Source organism: Actinomyces sp. oral taxon 170 str. F0386 (genome assembly GCF_000195595.1).
In the GTDB taxonomy this organism is placed as follows: Bacteria; Actinomycetota; Actinomycetes; order Actinomycetales; family Actinomycetaceae; genus Actinomyces.
Genome location: NZ_GL882519.1, coordinates 30,578 through 47,716, shown reverse-complemented (window position 1 = coordinate 47,716; position 17,139 = coordinate 30,578). Strand labels below are relative to the sequence as shown.

General features: G+C 69.2%; 16 protein-coding genes. 11 read left to right on the top strand and 5 right to left on the bottom strand.

What is annotated here, in order from left to right; all coding sequences use genetic code 11:
* Window positions 1–5 precede the first annotated feature (5 nt).
* Both HMPREF9056_RS03425 and HMPREF9056_RS03420 read right to left on the bottom strand, forming a co-directional pair.
* The gene (locus HMPREF9056_RS03425; RefSeq protein WP_009402808.1) at window positions 6–740 is read right to left on the bottom strand and encodes a response regulator transcription factor; all 735 of its coding nucleotides are present in this window, start codon (window positions 738–740) and stop codon (window positions 6–8) included.
* A gap of 127 nt (window positions 741–867) precedes the next feature.
* Complete coding sequence (locus tag HMPREF9056_RS03420; RefSeq protein ID WP_087942176.1) at window positions 868–2,493, bottom strand: sensor histidine kinase; 1,626 nt, start codon at window positions 2,491–2,493, stop codon at window positions 868–870.
* 143 nt (window positions 2,494–2,636) lie between these two features.
* Between HMPREF9056_RS03420 and HMPREF9056_RS03415 the strand changes: the two genes are divergently transcribed.
* The 3 genes from HMPREF9056_RS03415 to HMPREF9056_RS03405 are packed head-to-tail and all read left to right on the top strand — an operon-like array spanning window position 2,637 to window position 5,664.
* Window positions 2,637–3,881: an ABC transporter ATP-binding protein gene (locus HMPREF9056_RS03415; RefSeq protein ID WP_034513640.1), complete on the top strand. Its 1,245-nt coding sequence runs from the start codon at window positions 2,637–2,639 to the stop codon at window positions 3,879–3,881.
* Window positions 3,881–4,771 (top strand): ABC transporter permease, encoded by an 891-nt coding sequence (locus HMPREF9056_RS03410; protein ID WP_172635234.1) that lies wholly within the window; start codon window positions 3,881–3,883, stop codon window positions 4,769–4,771. Before HMPREF9056_RS03415 ends, HMPREF9056_RS03410 begins: the two co-directional genes overlap by 1 nt.
* 5 nt (window positions 4,772–4,776) lie before the next feature.
* Window positions 4,777–5,664 (top strand): ABC transporter permease, encoded by an 888-nt coding sequence (locus HMPREF9056_RS03405; RefSeq protein ID WP_157185000.1) that lies wholly within the window; start codon window positions 4,777–4,779, stop codon window positions 5,662–5,664.
* Window positions 5,665–5,847: 183 nt separating this feature from the next.
* Here the strand turns inward: HMPREF9056_RS03405 and HMPREF9056_RS03400 are convergent, their stop codons facing one another.
* The 3 genes from HMPREF9056_RS03400 to HMPREF9056_RS03390 form a co-directional block, all read right to left on the bottom strand.
* Window positions 5,848–6,831, bottom strand: coding sequence for an alpha/beta hydrolase family protein (locus HMPREF9056_RS03400; RefSeq protein WP_009402803.1), 984 nt, complete (start codon window positions 6,829–6,831; stop codon window positions 5,848–5,850).
* Between the two features lie 236 nt (window positions 6,832–7,067).
* Complete coding sequence (locus tag HMPREF9056_RS03395) at window positions 7,068–7,454, bottom strand: transcriptional regulator (RefSeq protein ID WP_009402802.1); 387 nt, start codon at window positions 7,452–7,454, stop codon at window positions 7,068–7,070.
* Window position 7,455: 1 nt separating this feature from the next.
* Window positions 7,456–7,890 carry a hypothetical protein gene (locus HMPREF9056_RS03390; RefSeq protein WP_034513617.1) on the bottom strand — a complete coding sequence of 145 codons (435 nt, stop codon included), beginning with the start codon at window positions 7,888–7,890 and terminating at the stop codon, window positions 7,456–7,458.
* Window positions 7,891–8,047: 157 nt separating this feature from the next.
* Here HMPREF9056_RS03390 and HMPREF9056_RS03385 point away from each other — a divergent pair, with 157 nt between their 5' ends.
* The 8 genes from HMPREF9056_RS03385 (at window position 8,048) to HMPREF9056_RS03350 (ending at window position 17,138) form a co-directional block, all read left to right on the top strand.
* On the top strand, window positions 8,048–11,002 hold the full coding sequence (locus HMPREF9056_RS03385) for a lysylphosphatidylglycerol synthase domain-containing protein (protein ID WP_087942175.1): 2,955 nt from the start codon (window positions 8,048–8,050) through the stop codon (window positions 11,000–11,002).
* Window positions 11,003–11,041: 39 nt separating this feature from the next.
* On the top strand, window positions 11,042–12,316 hold the full coding sequence (locus tag HMPREF9056_RS03380; protein ID WP_009402798.1) for a sensor histidine kinase: 1,275 nt from the start codon (window positions 11,042–11,044) through the stop codon (window positions 12,314–12,316).
* Window positions 12,313–13,035 (top strand): response regulator transcription factor, encoded by a 723-nt coding sequence (locus tag HMPREF9056_RS03375; protein ID WP_009402797.1) that lies wholly within the window; start codon window positions 12,313–12,315, stop codon window positions 13,033–13,035. The genes HMPREF9056_RS03380 and HMPREF9056_RS03375 overlap by 4 nt, the downstream gene beginning before the upstream one ends.
* Before the next feature lie 146 nt (window positions 13,036–13,181).
* Entirely contained in the window at window positions 13,182–13,904 is a 723-nt protein-coding gene (locus HMPREF9056_RS03370; protein ID WP_034513615.1) for an SDR family NAD(P)-dependent oxidoreductase, read from the top strand.
* Between the two features lie 161 nt (window positions 13,905–14,065).
* On the top strand, window positions 14,066–14,560 hold the full coding sequence (locus HMPREF9056_RS03365; protein WP_157184999.1) for an RNA polymerase sigma factor: 495 nt from the start codon (window positions 14,066–14,068) through the stop codon (window positions 14,558–14,560).
* Window positions 14,557–15,201: a methylated-DNA--[protein]-cysteine S-methyltransferase gene (locus HMPREF9056_RS03360; protein ID WP_009402794.1), complete on the top strand. Its 645-nt coding sequence runs from the start codon at window positions 14,557–14,559 to the stop codon at window positions 15,199–15,201. Before HMPREF9056_RS03365 ends, HMPREF9056_RS03360 begins: the two co-directional genes overlap by 4 nt.
* A 264-nt stretch (window positions 15,202–15,465) precedes the next feature.
* Window positions 15,466–16,374, top strand: coding sequence for an ABC transporter ATP-binding protein (locus HMPREF9056_RS03355; protein ID WP_009402793.1), 909 nt, complete (start codon window positions 15,466–15,468; stop codon window positions 16,372–16,374).
* Window positions 16,371–17,138 (top strand): lantibiotic ABC transporter permease, encoded by a 768-nt coding sequence (locus HMPREF9056_RS03350; protein WP_009402792.1) that lies wholly within the window; start codon window positions 16,371–16,373, stop codon window positions 17,136–17,138. The genes HMPREF9056_RS03355 and HMPREF9056_RS03350 overlap by 4 nt, the downstream gene beginning before the upstream one ends.
* Window position 17,139: the final 1 nt, after the last annotated feature.

Sequence of the window (17,139 nt, the reverse complement as noted above, 5' to 3'; positions counted from 1 at the left end):
CGTCCTCAGGCCCGCCCCAGGACGTCGGCGAGGTCGACGACGCCGCCGCGCAGGGCCAGCAGCACCAGTTGAACCCGATCCCGGCAGCCGGTCTTGGACAGCAGGTGGCTCACGTGGGTCTTGACCGTGGGCATGGACAGCCACTCGCGGTCGCAGATCTCCTGGTTGGTGAGACCCAGGGCGATAAGCGCCAGGATCTCGCGCTCGCGCTGGGTGAGGGCCGCGACCTGCCGGGAGGCCTCCGCCGCCCGGACCGCCTCGACCGAGTCCTCGGAGGCGTGGCGTCCGGCACCGTCCCCGGCTCGCGTCCCGCTGACCTGACCGGTGCGCACGGCGGCGAGAAGACGGCGCGTGGGCCCCGGGGAGATGACGGAGTCGCCGTCGTGGACGGTGCGGATCGCGGTGATGAGGTCCTGGGGCGGGGTGTTCTTGAGCAGGAAGCCGGCCGCGCCGGCCTCGATGGCGCCCATGACGTAGCCGTCGGTGTCGAAGGTGGTCAGGATGACGACCTTCCCGGTGGTGCCGCGGGCCATGAGCTCGCGGGTGGCGGCCAGGCCGTCGAGGCCCGGCATCTGCACATCGAGGAGGAGGACGTCGACCGGGTCGGCGGCGTTGTGCGTGAGGGCATCGTTGCCGTCGACGGCCCGCCAGACGACCTCCATATCCGGCTGCGCCCCCAGCAGCATAGCCAGCCCCATGGTGAACAGCGGCTCGTCATCGGCCAGACCCAGGCGGATCACAGGTGCCTCCCCTCCTTGACGTCGACTCACCGGAAGTATCCGCTCTCCAGGTTCAGCCTGTGCGGCTTTGTACCGACGAAGTGCCGACGACGCCCTGCGAGGTTCGCCATATAACCGCGATTGGTTCTCATTCCGGAGAGGTGGGGAACTGCGCCGTCACCCGCCAGCCGCCCTCGGGCGTGGGCCCGGCGGCGAAGGCGCCACCGAGGTCGGTGACTCGGTCACGCATGCCGATGAGGCCGAAGCCCCGATGCTTCGGATCTGCGGATGCGCTCACCGCGAGGCGGGGCACCGTGGCCGACTCGTGCGATGTGTCTGCTGGCGTTGCGTCCGCCTGTTCCCCCACGTCCTCGCGATACGAACGGTTGTCGGTCCTCGGCGTAGGGTCCGCGTCTCCTGTCGGGGGCTCCGGCGCCGGGGCGTTCTCGACGACGAGGACGCCCCGGCCGGCCCCGGTGCGCAGCGAGACACTCGTGGCCGCGCCGGGGGCGTGGCGCAGCACATTGGTCAGCGACTCCTGGACCACCCGGTGGAGGACCTGCGCCGCAGGCTCCGGGAGCCGGCCGGCCGGGTCGGTCGCCAGGGTGACCGGCAGTCCTGCCCGCTGCGCCTGGCGCACCGGTTCCCACAGGAGGTCCGCACCCCGCTCCTGGCCCGACGCCGCCTCTGCGGTTTCGGCACCGCCCTCGGCTCCGGGGGCAACGGCGTCAGCAGTGCCGCCACCACCGGTAGAACGGCCGGCAGCACCGAGACCTCCCGCATCGACAACGCCGGCATCAGAGGCGCGACCAGCAGCGGAGCCGGAACCAGGCGCGGCGATCGCCTCGCTTCCGGCGGCCGCGGCGCTGTCGGGCGGCCCGGCCTCCTGGGCGTCGGAGCGCAGCATGTCGACCAGGGCGTGCACCTCGTCCACCGAGCGGCGGGAGGTCTCCCCGATGACGGCCAGGGCCTCGTCGGCGGCGGCCGGGTCGGTGGCCAGGATGGCGCGGGCGCCCTCGGCCTGCATGGCGATGACGGTGAGGCTGTGGCCGAGCAGGTCGTGGACGTCGCGGGCGATGCGCTGCTGGGTCTCGATGACCGCGAGCCGCCGCTCGGCGGCCTGCTGCGCCTCGAGCACCGCGGCCCGCTCGAAGGCCTGGTTGTAGCGGTCCCGGCTGCGACGCCGCGCGGCACCGACGAAAGCGGCCACCGCCACGACCAGCCAGGCGTTGGTGAGGAGAATCAACCGTCCGACGCCCGCGTGGACCTGGTCGCCGATGAGCTCGTGCGCCCGCGTCGTCGCCATGGCCGCCCCCACCAGCTCGAGGACGAGCCCCACCCATCGCCACGGCGCCTCCAGCCGGGACTGGGTCGTCTCCACCGCGACGAGCCCCGTGATGATGAAGAAGATGGAGAACTCGGTGAACAGCACCAGGTGCGCCGTCAGGCAGACGCCGGCCACGACGATGAAGAGCAGCGGAGAGTGCCGCCTCACCACCATGGCCAGGGCGCAGGCGCCCAGCAGAAGGAGGTAGAGCACCGGCGCTGCCCTTTGGATGAATCCGAGCCCCGGTTCCGGATCCGGCCGGCCGATGAGGCACAGGAAGACGAAGGCCATGGCGATGACGACGTCGCTCACCGTCGTCCACGGGCCCGAGCTCGGGTAGCGCCAGGCGGCCGGAATGGTGCCGGCTAGCGGCACGGGGCGGGGCGACGTCGGCCCGGACGTCACCGATCCCGCCTGCGCCGCACCGGCCCGTCGCCCTTTTCTCATGCCTGAACCGTACCGTCGCCCCCGGCGCCTCGGAGGCCCCGGCCGGGATTTCATACTCGGGTATGAGCCTGGCCAGCACGCCGATTCAGGAAGCAGACCACGGGCTGATGATCGCCCGTCCGGGTGCGAGCAGGCTTGACGCCATGACGACTTCACACCGCTTCCCACCCAGTCCATCCGCACCGCTGCCGACGCGCTCCGCCGGCCTCCGACCCCAGCCCGCGCCCGGGCAGACGGCCCTGGCGCAGGCGCCCCGCTCGGGCGCCCCCGCCCAGGCCTTCCAGCAGCCCTTCACCCGGGTCAGCCCCGACGTCGGTGCCCCGCTTCCTGGCGGGCCCGTGAACGCCACAGCGCCCGGCATCGTGCCTCCCAACGCAGCGCCCGCCCGGCCGACGCCCCTCCCGCAGGCCGGCCTGGCGCACTCATCCAGTGCCGACGACGCCGTCGTCCTCACCCAGGACCTCACCAAGACCTTCGGCAAGCGCACCGTCGTCGAGGGCCTCAACCTCGTGGTGCCGCGCGGAAGCGTCTACGGCTTCCTCGGTCCCAACGGCTCGGGCAAGTCGACGACCATGAAGATGCTGCTCGGGCTCCTGGCGCCCACGCGAGGGCGGATCAGCGTGCTCGGGCGGCCCTTCACCCCGGCCACGCGCGCTGAGATCATGTCGCGCACCGGCTCCATGATCGAGAACCCGCCCGGCTACGGCCACCTCACGGGCGCGGAGAACATGGGGATCGCTGCCAAGATGCAGGGACTGAGCGAGCAGCAGGTCAGCCGCGCCCTCGCCCTCGTGCGCCTGACCGAGCACAAGGACCGCCTGGTGCGCACCTACTCCATGGGTATGAAACAGCGCCTCGGCATCGCGCTGGCGCTGGCCCGAGAGCCCGAGCTGCTCATCCTCGACGAGCCCACCAACGGCCTGGACCCGGCCGGTATCGAGGAGGTGCGCCGCCTCCTGGTCGAGCTCGCCGGCGAGGGCGTCACCGTCATGGTCTCCAGCCACCTGCTCGACGAGATCGACCGCATGGCCTCCACGCTCGGCATCCTGTCGGCCGGGCGCCTCGTCTTCCAGGGCACGCGCGCCGAGCTCATGGAGCGCTCGGTGCCGGACATCCTCATCGACACCCCGACGCCGCAGGCCGTCCTGGACCCGCAGACCCTGGCTGGGCTCGTGCCGGCTCAAGCTTCCGGCGCATCCGGTCAGCCGAGCGGTCCGGCACTGGTGCCGCAGGGCGTGCGCATTCCGGGGATGTCGAAGGGCGCCGTCGCCGAGCTCATCAGTCGGCTGGCCGCCGCGGGCGTCGAGCTGCACGAGGTGCGCCGCGAGGCCCAGAGCCTAGAGGACGTCTTTATGGACCTCACCGGCCGGGGAGGAGGTGTCCTGTGATGACCAGCGCCGCGCTCTCGTCAGCCCCCGTCCCCTCCCAGCCCCCCGCCGCAGCCGGAATCGCCGGCTCAACGAGACCTGCGCCGTCAGCACGCGGCTCCCGCAGTACCCGGACCGCGCCCGGTCTTTTCACGTCCGTGCGCGTCGAGATCCTCAAGATGCGCCGCCTGCGGGTGCTGCTGGTGACCGCGCTGCTCGTCATCGCCTCGGTAGCACTGAGCAGCACCAATCTGTTCAGCCAGTCGACGATCAAGTCCTTCGCCGACCCAGCCGCCAAGCCGTGGGCGATGCTGTTGCTGAACACCGCCTTCTTCAACGCAATGACCGGCGCGGTCTTCGCCGCGGTCCTCGCCAGCCGGCAGACCGATATCGAGCACAGCGGGGCCGGGTGGAACCTGGCCGCCACCTCGGGCCTGACACCCGGGGCCCTGTGCCGGGTCAAGCTCGCGGCGCTGACGGTTGTCATCGTCCCGGCCGTCGTCCTCCAGAACGCAGTCCTCATCGTCTTCGCCCGCATTATGGGCATCAGTGTCCCGCTCGACGTCGGCCCTTGGGTCACCTATACGATCCTGCTCATCACCGTGGACCTGACCATGTGCGCCTTCCACCTGTGGCTCGCCGCCGTGGTGGAGAACCAGCTGGTCGTCGTGAGCGCGGGACTGCTGGGCGGTTTCACCGGTGCCTTCATGCTGTTGGCCCCGGTCTCAGTGGCCCGCCTCCTCCCCTGGGGCTACTACACCGTTATCATCCCCACCAGATTCATCACGTCCGGAGACAAGACCGGTTACGAGTACATCAGTCCGCCATCGGCCTGGATCACGGGATTCTTGATCCTGACCACACTTGCCTTCGCTTTCGCTACCCACCGGCTCGACCGGATCGAGAGGTGATCCCCATGAGCACACCCGTCAACGCTTCCACCATGCCCCGCGGCGCCGGCTTCACACGACCCGCCCCGGCCAGCTCCAGCGCCCGTCCCGCCCCGGCCGAGCCCACGGCACCGGACAGCAGCGGCAGTAGTAGCCGAAGCGGCTTCACCTCCCTGCTGGCCGCCGAGGCCATCAAGCTCAGGCGCTCCTCGGCATGGGTCGTCGCCGTTCTACTGCCGCTTCTGGCCGTCATCACAGGTACGGTCAACTTCATCATGAATCGCGAGTCATTCGAAGGGTGGATCTCGCTCAGCTCGCAGATCACCCTCTTCTACTCGATGATGTTCTGTTCCCTGGGGATTGCCCTGCTGGCCTCGACCGTATGGCGCGTGGAGCACCGGGGCACGAGCTGGAACGCGATGCGCACCACCTCGCACTCTCCGACGGCTGTGGCACTGGCCAAAACCCTGGTCATCCTCGTCCCGGTCCTGGCCATGCAGGGCGTTCTGCTGACGCTGGCCTGGTTGGCGGGCATCGCCGTCGCGGGCTTGGGGCCGGCAATACCAACAGCCTTCGTCGCCTCCGGCCTGCTGGCCACCCTGGGCGCGCTGCCACTGGTCGCGGTGCAGTCGCTGCTGAGCATGCTCATGCGATCCTTCGCCGCACCCGTGGCGGTCGCCTTCCTCGGCTGCGTCGTGGGTTTCGGCCTTCTGGCGAGTCAGAACCCCCTGATCTACCTCGTCCCGCAGGGCATCCTCAGCGAGACCCTGACCCTGGGATCGTCGGCTGTGTCGACGGCAGGGAAACTGGACGCGGCGAGCATGCTTCCTCTCGTGTTCGCCATTGTCTGCATCGGCGCTGTCATGTGGGGCCTGCTGGCCCTCGTCGCCCGTCGCACTGGCGGCGTGCGCTAGCAAATCGGCCCAGTGCACCCGCTCGGCACCGTCGGGTACGTACATCTCCTGCGAGAACTGCGTTTTCCCGCAGATGGCTGAGGGCAGATCTCAGTCGTCTGCGGGAAAAGTACGTCCCCCGACGAAGAACGCAGTCGCCGACGACGAACGTTTCTCCGAAACGGCCTACAGCGGGTCCCGCACTCACCCGGCCTTGGTGAGGAAGTTGAGCATGGAGTCGATGTCCTGCTGGATGCGACCCCAGCGCACAATATGGGCGCCGGTGTCCTCATAGCGCTCGTAGTCGATACCGGCGCCGGCGAGCGCCTTCTCGAAGCTCTGCTGGCTGGGCAGGACGACGCTCTCGTACCGATCACTCTCGGTGCCGCACACGAGGAAGACGCGCTTACCCCGGTAGCTCTCCACGTGCTCGACCGGGTTGTCGGCGCTCACGCGCGTCTGGTCCCACGGGATCCCGTAGATCGTGCCGCCCTTGAGGTCGGTGGCTCCGGCGGTGAAGTTCGCCCAGTGGACCACCGCGCCGTCCTGGATGCGCAGGTCCGCCGGCCCCGAGTGGCTCGAGACAGACCCGAAGAGCTCGGGGTGCTTCGCGGCGTACTTCAGGGCCCCAAAGCCACCCATGGAGAAGCCGGAGACGGCGCGCCCGGAGGGCTGGGCAATGGTGCTGAAGGTGGCGTCGACCCAGGGGATGAGCTCGCCCACGTGGAAGGTCTCCCAGTTGCGCGGCCCCACGTTGGAGGACTCGGGGTCGGAGTACCAGCCGGCCGCCCCGCCGTCGGGCATGACGACGATGAGGTCGCGCCCCGCGGTGTGGTTGCGGATGTCGTACTTCGTGTCGAAGGTCGAGTAGTCCTCGCCGCCGCCGTGCAGCAGGTAGAGCACCGGGTAGCGGCGGGTGGCGTCGTAGCCGTCGGGCAGCAGCACGTTGACGCGGGGCAGCCAACCGATCGACGGCGTGGCCAGCTTGTAGTACTGCATGCGGCCCTGGTCCTCGTGCTGGGCCACGTTGAGGGCGGCCTGTGCCGGGGCAGATCCGGCGATGACGGTGCCGCCCCCGACGAAGGAGGCGGCGGCGATCCCGCCCACCCCCTTGAGCAGGGTGCGCCGGTTGATCCGATGAGCGGCCTGCCGGCCGGGCTGGAGATGGGTCTGTGAGCTGAGAGGCATGGCATGTCCTTGGGGTTGTCCACAGTGACGGAGGCACTGACGGAGATGGCGACGGGAATGACGGGGCGGACGAGGCGCCCACCACGGAGCCCGGCCGGCCGGCGGGTACCGACCGGCCCTTACGACGACGTCTCACAGGAGTACCGCCATCGGCATCCACCTATGAGACTTGTTTCACACCATACTCCGACCGTGCGGTTAATAACACCCCTGACCACGATCGGGCACCTCGACCGTCAGGCGTCGAGCAGAGCACGCAGGTTGCGCACGTACCGCTCGAAGGCCACCCGCCCCTCAGGGGTCAGCGCCAGATAGGTGGCGGGACTGCGCCCGGCGTAAGTCTTGTTCTGCTGGACGTAGCCCGCCCCCTCGAGCTTGGACAGATGGGCGGACAGGTTGCCGGCCGTCATGTCCAGCAGCTCACGCAGCCGCGGGAAGTGCAGCTCATCGCCGACCGGCACGGCGGCCAGGGTCGCCATGATCCGCAAACGGGCCTGGGCGTGGATGACCGGATCGATGTCGACGTCGGAGGCGGCCGCACCGGCCAGCTCCGTCGGCCTCGCCGCCCAGGTCTCAGAGCCCGCCGGCCCTCCGGTCCGCTCGACCCGCGCCTTCCCGGACATGTCACGCACCTCGCTTCGCACCCGCCGCGGCACTGACGGCGGCGGCCACCAGCATGCCGCCTCCACCGGCCACGGACATGATCCACCAGGCCCACGGCATCCCGAGAGCCCAGGCAAGGCCGTAGTAGGTGCCCTCACGACTGCTTCGGCCGCGGATGCCGCGCGCCTTGGGGACGATGTAGGCGACAGTGAACAGGAGAGCGACCGTCAGGCAGCCGCAGAAGAAAAGGTACGGAGCCCTTGGCAGGCCGTAGTCCGGCTCGCGGTAGAGGGCGAGGGCGACGTAGCCGATCAGCCAGGCCAGACCCCAGGCGGTCAGGAGCGGGGCCGGCTTGATCTCGTGCCGCTTGAGATAGGTCTGCTGCTGAGCGTTGACGACGGCGAGAGCCTCATCGGGCCCCACCGGAACTTCTTGCTGTTGGGACACGGCGCTCATCATGAACTCCCTTGCTCAAAGTGGTTTGCGTTTCAAACCATCTCCAGGATAACGTCATCAGGTTTGCAATGCAAACTACTTTGTCGCCAATACCTCCGCACGCGGGTCCTCCCGGCGTAGGAGGGCTTGCACAGACTCGCCTCCTAGAATCAACTCCATGACAGATGCGGCACCAGGCTCACCCTCGTCGGCAGGAGACCTCACCGACGCCCCGGCGCCCACCGAGTCACTCACCACCGCTCCCCCGAGAACCATTCCGTCGTCACCCGCCTCCACGCCGTCGGCCGGATCGGCCTCCACCTCGCCGGTCGGCATCCCGGTCATCGGCGTCGCCCCGGCACCCGGGCCAACCCCCCACGACCCCACCGCCCCGTGCTCGACGACGCTTCTGGTGGACACCACCGCGCACCGCCTGCGCCGCACCGAGGACCTGCTCGACCTGACTCTGACCCTCCTGGGTGTCGGCGCCGTCCTCATCCTGGCGATCTATGCCCGCCAGACAACGACCGGCGTCACCCAGGACGTTCAGAACGCGCTGGCGGTGGTGCTGCGCCGCATCCTCCTCTTCCCCCTGCAGGCCGTTGAGGGTCTGACCACATTCATCGTGCCGCTGGCCGTGCTGCTCGACCGCCTCCTGCGCCGCTCCTGGCGCTCCTGCGGCCAGGCCGTCCTGTCGGGGCTCGCCGGGTACGTGGTTGCCCTCGCCGCCATGACCGGATTGGTCATGTGGGGGCCGACCGCCCTGGTCATGGGGCTGACGGTCACCGCCTCAGGTACCGCCCAGCTGGGCGTCTCCACGGTCTTCGCCTCTATGGCGGGCCTGCTCACGGGCGCCGGTGACCGCAACAGCTCGACGACGATGCGCTCGGGCTGGGCGGCCATGTTGGTGGTCCTCGGCCTGGCGGTCCTGCGCGGTGCCCTGACCCTGCCCGGCGCGGTGCTGTCCCTGCTGCTGGGCCGCGCCGTCGGTCTGCTGGTCCGTTACGTCTTCGGCGTGGAGGACCGCCGCGCCCACGGGGTGACGCTCGTGCGCGCACTGCGGCGGGCCGGGATCGACGCCGTGCGCGTGGTCCGCATGGACCGCGCCCCCGAGGCGCGCGCCTGGGTCGTCACCACTGACGCGCCCCTGGGCTACACCGAGCAGGTCCGTGAGCAGGTCCGCGAGGCCCCGTTGGCGTCGGCCACCTCGACGGACGTCGTCGACGGCGTGCCGGCCGACCCGCGGACAGCGGTTGAGACGCCACCTCCCGCTCACCCCGTCGGTGGGGTCGCCGACCCGGCCGGCAGTCCCGCCGCCGAGCCCTCCACCAGCCCCGCCTCCGCGCCGGGCACCGAGTCGGCCACCGAGCCGGCCGCAGCGGACCCAGTCGGCGCCAACACGATCAGGCCGGCCACCGACGTCGACCTGGCCGCGGTCCTCGCCGAGGCCTCCAGCGAGGCCCTCTCCCAGGAGCGGGCCTCGGTCCACCGGATGTACGCCGTGTGGGACTCGGCCGGCGAGCGCCGCAACGTCACCCTCCTCGATGCCGACCGGCAGGTGGCCGGCTTCCTGTCCAACATCTGGGACCAGATCCGCATCAAGGGCCTGTCCCCCACCCGCGACCTGTCCCTGCGGCCGGCCGCCGAGCACGCCGCCCTCATGACGATGGAGGCGCGCCGCGCCCGTGTGCGCACCCCCGGCCTGCTGGGCATGGCCGAGGCCGCCGAGTCGGTGCTCATGGTGACCGACCACGTCGTCGGCGCCCGTTCCATCCAGGACCTGGGGACCGAGGTCGACGACAACGTCCTGGACCAGCTGTGGGGCCAGCTCCAGCGCGCCCACGCCGCAGGACTGGCCCACGGCAGCATCGATGCCTCGAGCGTCGTCGTCGACGAGACCGGGCAGCTGTGGCTCCTGGACTGGGCCTCGGGCGAGACGATCTCCTCCGAGCTCTCCCGCCGCGTGGACCTGGCCCAGGCTCTGGCGCTGACCGCCCTGAGCGTGGGCGCTGAGCGTGCCATCGACGCCGCCTCCCGCTCGCTGACCATGGCGCAGCTGGCCTCGATAGCCCCCATGCTCCAGCGGGTGGTGCTGCCACGCCAGACCCGTGAGGTCATGGGGCGGCGCGGGGCCAGCCGGCAGGTGCTCCAGGACCTGCGCGACGCCCTCGTGACCCTCACTCCGACGGCCGACGCCGAGCCGGCACGCCTCAACCGATTCTCCACGCGTGTTGTTCTCATGGTGGTGGTCGGGCTGGTCGCGGTGTGGACGCTGATGGCGGGGATGGACTTCCAGCAGGTCAGCGCTGCCGTCTCACAGGCCAACATCTGGTGGATGCTGGCGGCCCTGGCCTTCTCCGTGGCGACCTACGTGGGCGCCGGGCTGACGCTGGTGGCCTTCAGTCCCGAACGGCTCTCGTTGTGGCGCTCCACCGAGGTGCACCTGGCCAGTGCCGTCATCTCCCTCGTGGCACCGGCCGGTGTGGGCGGGGCGGCCATCAACCTGCGATTCCTCAACCGCAAGGGCGTGCCGACGGCAGTCGGCGTGGCCACGGTGGCCCTGGTCCAGGTGGTCCAGTTCGTCGTCACGGTGGTGCTGCTCGTGGTGCTGGCGGCCATGACCGGCCAGTCCACGGGACTGACCCTGCCGTCGGGGTGGATGCTGGTGGCGGCAGGCGCCATCGTCGTGGTGGCGGCGGTCGTGCTGGTCGTTCCCCGGGCGCGCGGCTGGACGTGGGCCAAGATCGAGCCGACCTATCGCCAGGTGTGGCCGCGGCTCGTGTGGGTCATGTCCAACCCGGTGCGCCTGGCCCTGGGGGTGGGCGGCGCGCTCATGCTGAGCCTGTCCTACATCCTGTCCTTCAGCGCGAGCCTGTGGGCCTTCGGCTACACGGTGCCCTTCGCGGTCCTGGCCATCACCTACCTGGCCTCCAACACGGTGGGCTCCATCGTGCCCTCCCCCGGTGGTATCGGACCGGTCGAGCTAGCCCTGACGGCGGGGCTCGTGGCCGCCGGCGTCCCCTACGGGGTGGCGCTGTCCACGGCGATCGTCTACCGCCTGGTCACCTTCTGGATCCCGATCCCGGTGGGCTGGCTCAGTCTCCAGCGCCTCCAGAAGGTCGGGGACCTGTAGGCACCGCCACCGCCGACGATCGGCCCGTAATCTGGGGACATGGAGCACAGGCCCGAGCCGTCGTCGAGCCCGGGGAAGGTTTCTGCGCCCTGGCCCCAGCGATGGCTGGAGCGTCACCGCCGCGCCGTCGACCTCACAGTGCTCGCCCTCATCCTGGGCTACAACCAGCTCGCCCTCCCCCTCACCGCGGCGTCGACAACGCAGCTGTGGCTGCTGGAGGCAGTCAGTGCTGGACTCGGACTGTGCTGGCTGCTGCGACACCACTCCCCCACAATCGCCTTCGCGGTGGCGATTCTCCTCGCCTGGGCCCAGCTCCCGGTGGGCCCGGGATCCAGTGTCCTTCCCGTGGACCTCCTGCTGGCGCTGCTGGTCCACCACCTGGCCGCCGCCAGGCGGTCGGCGATCTCCCTGCCCTGCGCGGCGCTCGTCAGCACCTGGGTCATTGCGGCCTTCATCCCTGTGCTCCGAATGGGGTACAGCCGCCTGAGTCTGCCCGCGCTCTGCGTCGTCGCCGTCCTGTGGGCCTGGACCGCAGGCGTTCTGAAGCGCACGCGCCGCGCCCACCTGGCCGCCCTGGCGCGCAGCACCGAGTATCGGCTGCGCGAGGCCGAACTGCGCCACGAGCAGGCCGAGCGCCAGGAGCGCTCACGAATCGCCCGCGAGATCCACGACATCGTCTCCCACGGCCTGGGGGTCATGGTGGTCGTCGCCGACGGCGCGGCAGCGACGGCCGCTTCGGATCCGGACCGGGCGGCGGTGGCCATGCGCCGCGTCCGAGACACCGGGCGCGAGGCCCTGGGCGACATGCGCCGGATGCTGGCCATCCTGCGCGGCGAGGACGAGGTTCCGCATGCCCCTCAGCCCGGCGAGCGGGATCTGGCGGAACTGGTCGCCGAGGCCCGGGGCACAGGTCTGCCGGCCCGACTCGAGATGCCGGACACCCTGCACCTGCCGGCAGGGATCGGCCTGACCGTCTACCGGATCGTCCAGGAGGGACTGGCCAACGCGCGTCGGCACGCCGGCACCGTCAGCAGCGTCGAGGTCCGTGTACGCCGGGAGCCCGCGGGCATCGTCGTCGAGGTCCTCGACGACGGCGGAGGCCTGCCCGCGGAGACCGTGCCCACGGTTCCCGGGCACGGTCTGACAGGTATGCGCGAGCGGGTCGCCTCTCACAGGGGCACGCTGGAGGCGGGACCTCGAGACGAAGGTGGCTTCCGCCTCCGAGCGGTGCTGCCGTGGGAGGAGCGGTCGGAGCAGGAATCCACAGAGCCCCCGAAGTCTCCGAAACCGGAAACCACCGAGGAGGGTGCATGACTCTTCGACTCATCCTCGTCGACGACCAGGAGATGTACCGACTCGGTTTCCGCATGCTGCTGGAGACCCAGGAGGGAGTCGAGGTCGTCGGGGAGGCGGAGGACGGACGCGCCGCCGTCGACCTGATCGAGCGGGTCGAGGCGGATATCGTCCTCATGGACGTGCGCATGCCGCGAATGAACGGGATCGAGGCGACGCGCACCATCACCCGGGGCGGCGCCGGCGGCCCCCGAGTCATTGTCCTGACCACCTTCGACCTCGACGAGTACGCCTACGAGGCGATCCGGGCGGGCGCCAGCGGCTTCCTCCTCAAGGACGCCTCCCTGGAGGAGCTCATGGCCGCGATCCACCATGTGCACGGCGGCGACGCGGTCATGGCCCCCTCCACCACCCGCAGGCTCATCGAGCACTTCGCCCTCCCGCCCCCGGTGGTCGACGACGGCGATGACAGGTTTCGGGCCCTGGCGGACCTGACCGCCCGCGAGCGCGAGGTCCTGGCGCGCGTCGCCCGCGGGCTGTCCAATGAGGCCATCGCTCACGACCTGTGTGTCGCCGAGGGGACGGTGCGGGTCCATGTCAGCCGGATCCTGGGCAAGCTGGGGCTACGGGACCGGGCGCAGGCGGTCGTCCTGGCCTACGAGTCGGGCCTGGTCACCCCGCGCAAAGACGCAGGCCGGGCGGATCGGGACTTGCAACGGGACGGGCACGTGGAGCCGTAAGCACAAGGAACGGTCACCGTTGCTCCTCTGACACTGACGATGCGTTCGAGCATCTGCTCACACGCATCTCACGTTTCGAGTCTCTGACGCGACTACCCGGTGAATGCGCGCAACCCGCGCTCACTAGCACTCCAGGAGGAGGAATTATGACCACAGTCCTGATAACGGGAGGTAATCGCGGCCTGGGTCGCGCCGTCGCCGAGGAACTGGCCGGTCAAGGTATGACCGTCATCGTCGGCGCTCGTCAAGCGGGCGATGGGGCTGAGGTCGCACGTCGAATCGGCGGCGGGGCGACCTCGGTTCAACTCGATGTGACTGACCCACCATCCATCCGTCGGTCAGCCGCCTGGATCGACGAGCATCACGGTGGACTAGACATTCTGATCAACAACGCCGGTGTGCTCCCGGAAGCAACCAGCCAGGCCGCTGAAGTTGTCGATCTGGGCCTGTTCCAGCAGACGTACGCTACGAACGTCTTCGGACCGGTCGCCGTGCTGGAGGCGTTCCTCCCTCAACTACGAAGGTCCCCACAGGGGCGGATCGTGAATGTGTCGTCGACAATGGGATCGCTCACCGATCAAACTGATCCACGCTCCCCCTACTACGACATGATCGTGCCCGCCTACCAGAGCTCGAAGGCAGCCCTCAACAGCATCACGATCATGCTCGCCAAGGCACTGGCCGACACCTCGATCAAGGTCAGTTCGGTCTGCCCCGGATTCGTACAGACCGACCTGACTCCCATCAACCGGGAGCAAGCGCCATTGACGGTGACGCAAGCCGCCAAGGTCGTCGTGTCTGCCGCCACCCTGCCCGACGACGCACGCTCAGGTACCTTCATCGACAGCGACGGCATCGTCCCCTGGTGAGTAGCGACGGTTGTCCAGGCCGCCTCCCGACCTGGACAACCGTTCTTCACTCGCTCGTCGGCCATCCCATCAAGGTCGGCAGCGGAATCTTGTCGCCATGAGCGACCTGAGACTGCCGGGCTCGCATTTCCCCCGGCGCCTACGTATACCTTGGGATGAAGATGAAAGATCCGTTCGAACAAGCCGTGAAGGAACATGGAGAGACCGTGTTCCGAGTGTGTCGTGCCGTGCTCGGTCCAAGCCCAGACGCGGAAGATGCTTGGTCGGAAACCTTCCTGGCCGCGTTGCGCGCCTGGCCGGACCTGAGCAACGACACGAACATCGAAGCCTGGCTGGTCCGTGTCGCCCAGCGCAAGACGATCGACATCCTCCGAGCCAGGGCACGTCACGCGACTCCCGCCGAGGATCTTCCCGAGCAGCGGTCACCGCTTGGAAATCCCGATGAAGACGAGCATGGAGTCTGGTCGGCTGTTGCAGCTCTCCCGGAGCGCCAACGCCTCGCCGTCGCCTACCACTACTTCGGAGGGCTCCCACATGCGGAGACAGCAGCGCTGATCGGCGGCAGCACCGAGGCGGTACGTCGTGCGACGGCCGACGGCATCAGGAACTTGAGAAAGATCTACGCGGAAGAACAGACGAAAGAAGCACTTCGATGACCGATATGACCAAAGGAGAAGGTATTCGTCCTGCCGACACCGAGCAGACGGCGGACATGGCCTCCCCATTCCCGGTCGATCGTGTCGATTTGGACAGATTGCACGCCCGACTCACAGCCGCGGCTGATCGCGATGGTCTACTGGATGTCGCTTACCGCACTATCGACACCTCCGTCGGCCCGCTGCTGCTCGCGGCGACTTACAACGGCCTAGTACGAGTGGCGTTCGAACGTGAAGGATTCGACACCGCGCTGGAGACGTTGGCAACCAGGATCAGCCCGCGAGTACTGGAAGCACCCCGCAGACTTGATGTAGTTGCCGCCGAGATGGACGAGTACTTCGCAGGTAAACGGCGTGTGTTCGACGTTCCGCTGGACTACACGTTGTCGTCAGGATTCCGCCAGGTCGTCCAGCGATACCTCCCGCACATCGGTTACGGACACACGCAGTCCTACAAGGAGGTCGCCGAGTGCGTCGGCAACCCGAAGGCTGTCCGCGCGGTCGGAACCGCTTGCGCGACGAATCCGCTGCCGGTGGTGGTGCCCTGTCACCGCGTGCTGCGCACTGATGGCAGTCTGGGCGGCTACATCGGGGGATTGGACGTGAAGCATGCGCTGCTGACACTGGAGAACGCCGTGTGAACGCCTCCAGAACGACGTACGAGATGTCTGCGAATCGCAGCGACCTGGGCCCAGCTGCCTGCGAGAAAGCGCAGTTCTCGACCAGAAAGTAGGTTGTCGATACCGCCGCAGGCCTCGCCGGTGTCAACGGGAGCCCGCCGGTTGATGGGCGGAGCAGGTTCAGAGCGGCACCATCACCCTCAACCCCCTCTATGCACATTGCATAGTCGAGGCTGCTCCTCGCGGCGGAGGTAGGAGGCCGCCCCGGCGGGGAGGCTCGGGGGCATGAACGACCTCGTACGCACCATTGATCTCTCCAAGCGCTACGGACGGCGCACCGTCGTCGACCGCCTCAACCTGCGCGTACCTCGGGGCGCCGTCTACGGATTCCTCGGCCCCAACGGCTCGGGCAAGTCCACGACCATGAAGATGCTGCTCTCCCTGGTGCAGCCGAGCGCCGGCCAGGTGCTCATCGGCGGGGAGCCGATGAACCGGAGCACTCGACGCCGGCACCTGGCCCACATCGGCTCGCTCATCGAGTCCCCGCCCGGCTACGGGCACCTCACCGGCGCCGAGAACATGAGGATCGTCCAGCGCCTGCTCGACGTCCCCGACCGCTACGTCAAGGACGCGGTGGACACCGTGCGCCTGGGCGGGCAGATGGACAAGCGGGTCCGCGAGTACTCCCTGGGCATGAAGCAGCGCCTGGGCATCGCCATGGCGCTGGCGCGCAGGCCCTCGCTGCTCGTCCTCGATGAGCCGACGAACGGCCTCGACCCCGCCGGAATCGAGGAGATCCGCCGACTCCTGAGGTCGTTGGCGGCCGACGGCGTCACAGTCATCGTCTCCTCTCACCTGCTGGGCGAGATCGACCGCGTCGCCACCGTGCTGGGGATCGTCTCGCACGGCGGGCTCCTCTTCCAGGGAACGCGCACCGAGCTCATGAGCGCCTCCGCGCCGGACACGCTTCTGGGCTGCTCGGACCCGCCGGCCGCCGCCCGTCTCCTGTTCGCACGAGGAACGGCGTCCGCCCGTGAGCACGGGCTGCTGCGGGTCCCGGGCCTGAGCCGGCAGGCCAGGGCCGACGTCGTCACACTCCTGGTCCGCGAGGGCATCGGGGTGCACGAGGTCCGCCAGGAGGAGCAGACCCTGGAGGACGTCTTCATGGCTCTCACTCAAGGGGGAGGGTTATGAGGACCGGGTCGGCGACGAGGATGGTGCGCAATGAGTACGCCAAGATGCGCCACCTGCGGATCGGGCTCATCACTGCGCTCCTCCTGCTGGGGGTTTGCTCGATCACTGTTCTGTCGGCCTTGAACTCGGGGCTGGTCAACCACCGGTTCGACGCCGACGGCGACGGGTGGCGGCTCCTCATGGTCAGCCTTCATGGCGCCGTCGGACTCACCTCACCGCTTCTCCTGGCCGTCATGGCGAGCCGTCAGGTGGAGGTGGAGCACTCGGGGCAGGGCTGGATGTCCTCGGCGACCGCGGGCACCACCCCGGGCCGGCTGTGCCGGGTGAAGCTCCTTGCCCTGGGGCTGCTCATCCTCCCCATCCCGGCGGCCTGGGGAGCGCTCGTGGTCATCGTCGGCCGCGCCGTCGGACTGACGGCTCCGGTGCCGGTTCCCCGGCTGCTCGCACTGGTAGCGGGCCTGACGGCCATCAACCTCGCCGTGCTGGGCGCGCAGCTGCTCGCCTCGGCGCGGGTGGAGAACCAGCTCGGGCCGCTGGCACTGGGGCTGATCGGCATTCTCCTCAGCGTCTTCGCCCCGGTCATGCCGCTGTGGGCGCGGTACCTGAGCCCGTGGACCGCCTACGGGCTCATCGTCCCTGCGGACTTCGTCGGGACGGATCTGGTGGACCTCGATACGCACCTGGTCGGCCTCACGGTTCTGACCGGCGTCGGGGTCGCACTGTTTGCGCTGGTCACTATCCGTTTCGATCATCAGGGGGTGTGAG

What these genes read in the sequence shown, in the direction of transcription:
- HMPREF9056_RS03420 (WP_087942176.1), bottom strand. Translation starts at nt 2,493, where the DNA reads ATGAGAAAAGGGCGACGGGCCGGTGCGGCGCAGGCGGGATCGGTGACG.
- HMPREF9056_RS03415 (WP_034513640.1), top strand. Translation starts at nt 2,637, where the DNA reads ATGACGACTTCACACCGCTTCCCACCCAGTCCATCCGCACCGCTGCCG.
- HMPREF9056_RS03410 (WP_172635234.1), top strand. Translation starts at nt 3,881, where the DNA reads ATGACCAGCGCCGCGCTCTCGTCAGCCCCCGTCCCCTCCCAGCCCCCC.
- HMPREF9056_RS03405 (WP_157185000.1), top strand. Translation starts at nt 4,777, where the DNA reads ATGAGCACACCCGTCAACGCTTCCACCATGCCCCGCGGCGCCGGCTTC.
- HMPREF9056_RS03400 (WP_009402803.1), bottom strand. Translation starts at nt 6,831, where the DNA reads ATGCCTCTCAGCTCACAGACCCATCTCCAGCCCGGCCGGCAGGCCGCT.
- HMPREF9056_RS03395 (WP_009402802.1), bottom strand. Translation starts at nt 7,454, where the DNA reads ATGTCCGGGAAGGCGCGGGTCGAGCGGACCGGAGGGCCGGCGGGCTCT.
- HMPREF9056_RS03390 (WP_034513617.1), bottom strand. Translation starts at nt 7,890, where the DNA reads ATGAGCGCCGTGTCCCAACAGCAAGAAGTTCCGGTGGGGCCCGATGAG.
- HMPREF9056_RS03385 (WP_087942175.1), top strand. Translation starts at nt 8,048, where the DNA reads ATGACAGATGCGGCACCAGGCTCACCCTCGTCGGCAGGAGACCTCACC.
- HMPREF9056_RS03380 (WP_009402798.1), top strand. Translation starts at nt 11,042, where the DNA reads ATGGAGCACAGGCCCGAGCCGTCGTCGAGCCCGGGGAAGGTTTCTGCG.
- HMPREF9056_RS03375 (WP_009402797.1), top strand. Translation starts at nt 12,313, where the DNA reads ATGACTCTTCGACTCATCCTCGTCGACGACCAGGAGATGTACCGACTC.
- HMPREF9056_RS03370 (WP_034513615.1), top strand. Translation starts at nt 13,182, where the DNA reads ATGACCACAGTCCTGATAACGGGAGGTAATCGCGGCCTGGGTCGCGCC.
- HMPREF9056_RS03365 (WP_157184999.1), top strand. Translation starts at nt 14,066, where the DNA reads ATGAAAGATCCGTTCGAACAAGCCGTGAAGGAACATGGAGAGACCGTG.
- HMPREF9056_RS03360 (WP_009402794.1), top strand. Translation starts at nt 14,557, where the DNA reads ATGACCGATATGACCAAAGGAGAAGGTATTCGTCCTGCCGACACCGAG.
- HMPREF9056_RS03355 (WP_009402793.1), top strand. Translation starts at nt 15,466, where the DNA reads ATGAACGACCTCGTACGCACCATTGATCTCTCCAAGCGCTACGGACGG.
- HMPREF9056_RS03350 (WP_009402792.1), top strand. Translation starts at nt 16,371, where the DNA reads ATGAGGACCGGGTCGGCGACGAGGATGGTGCGCAATGAGTACGCCAAG.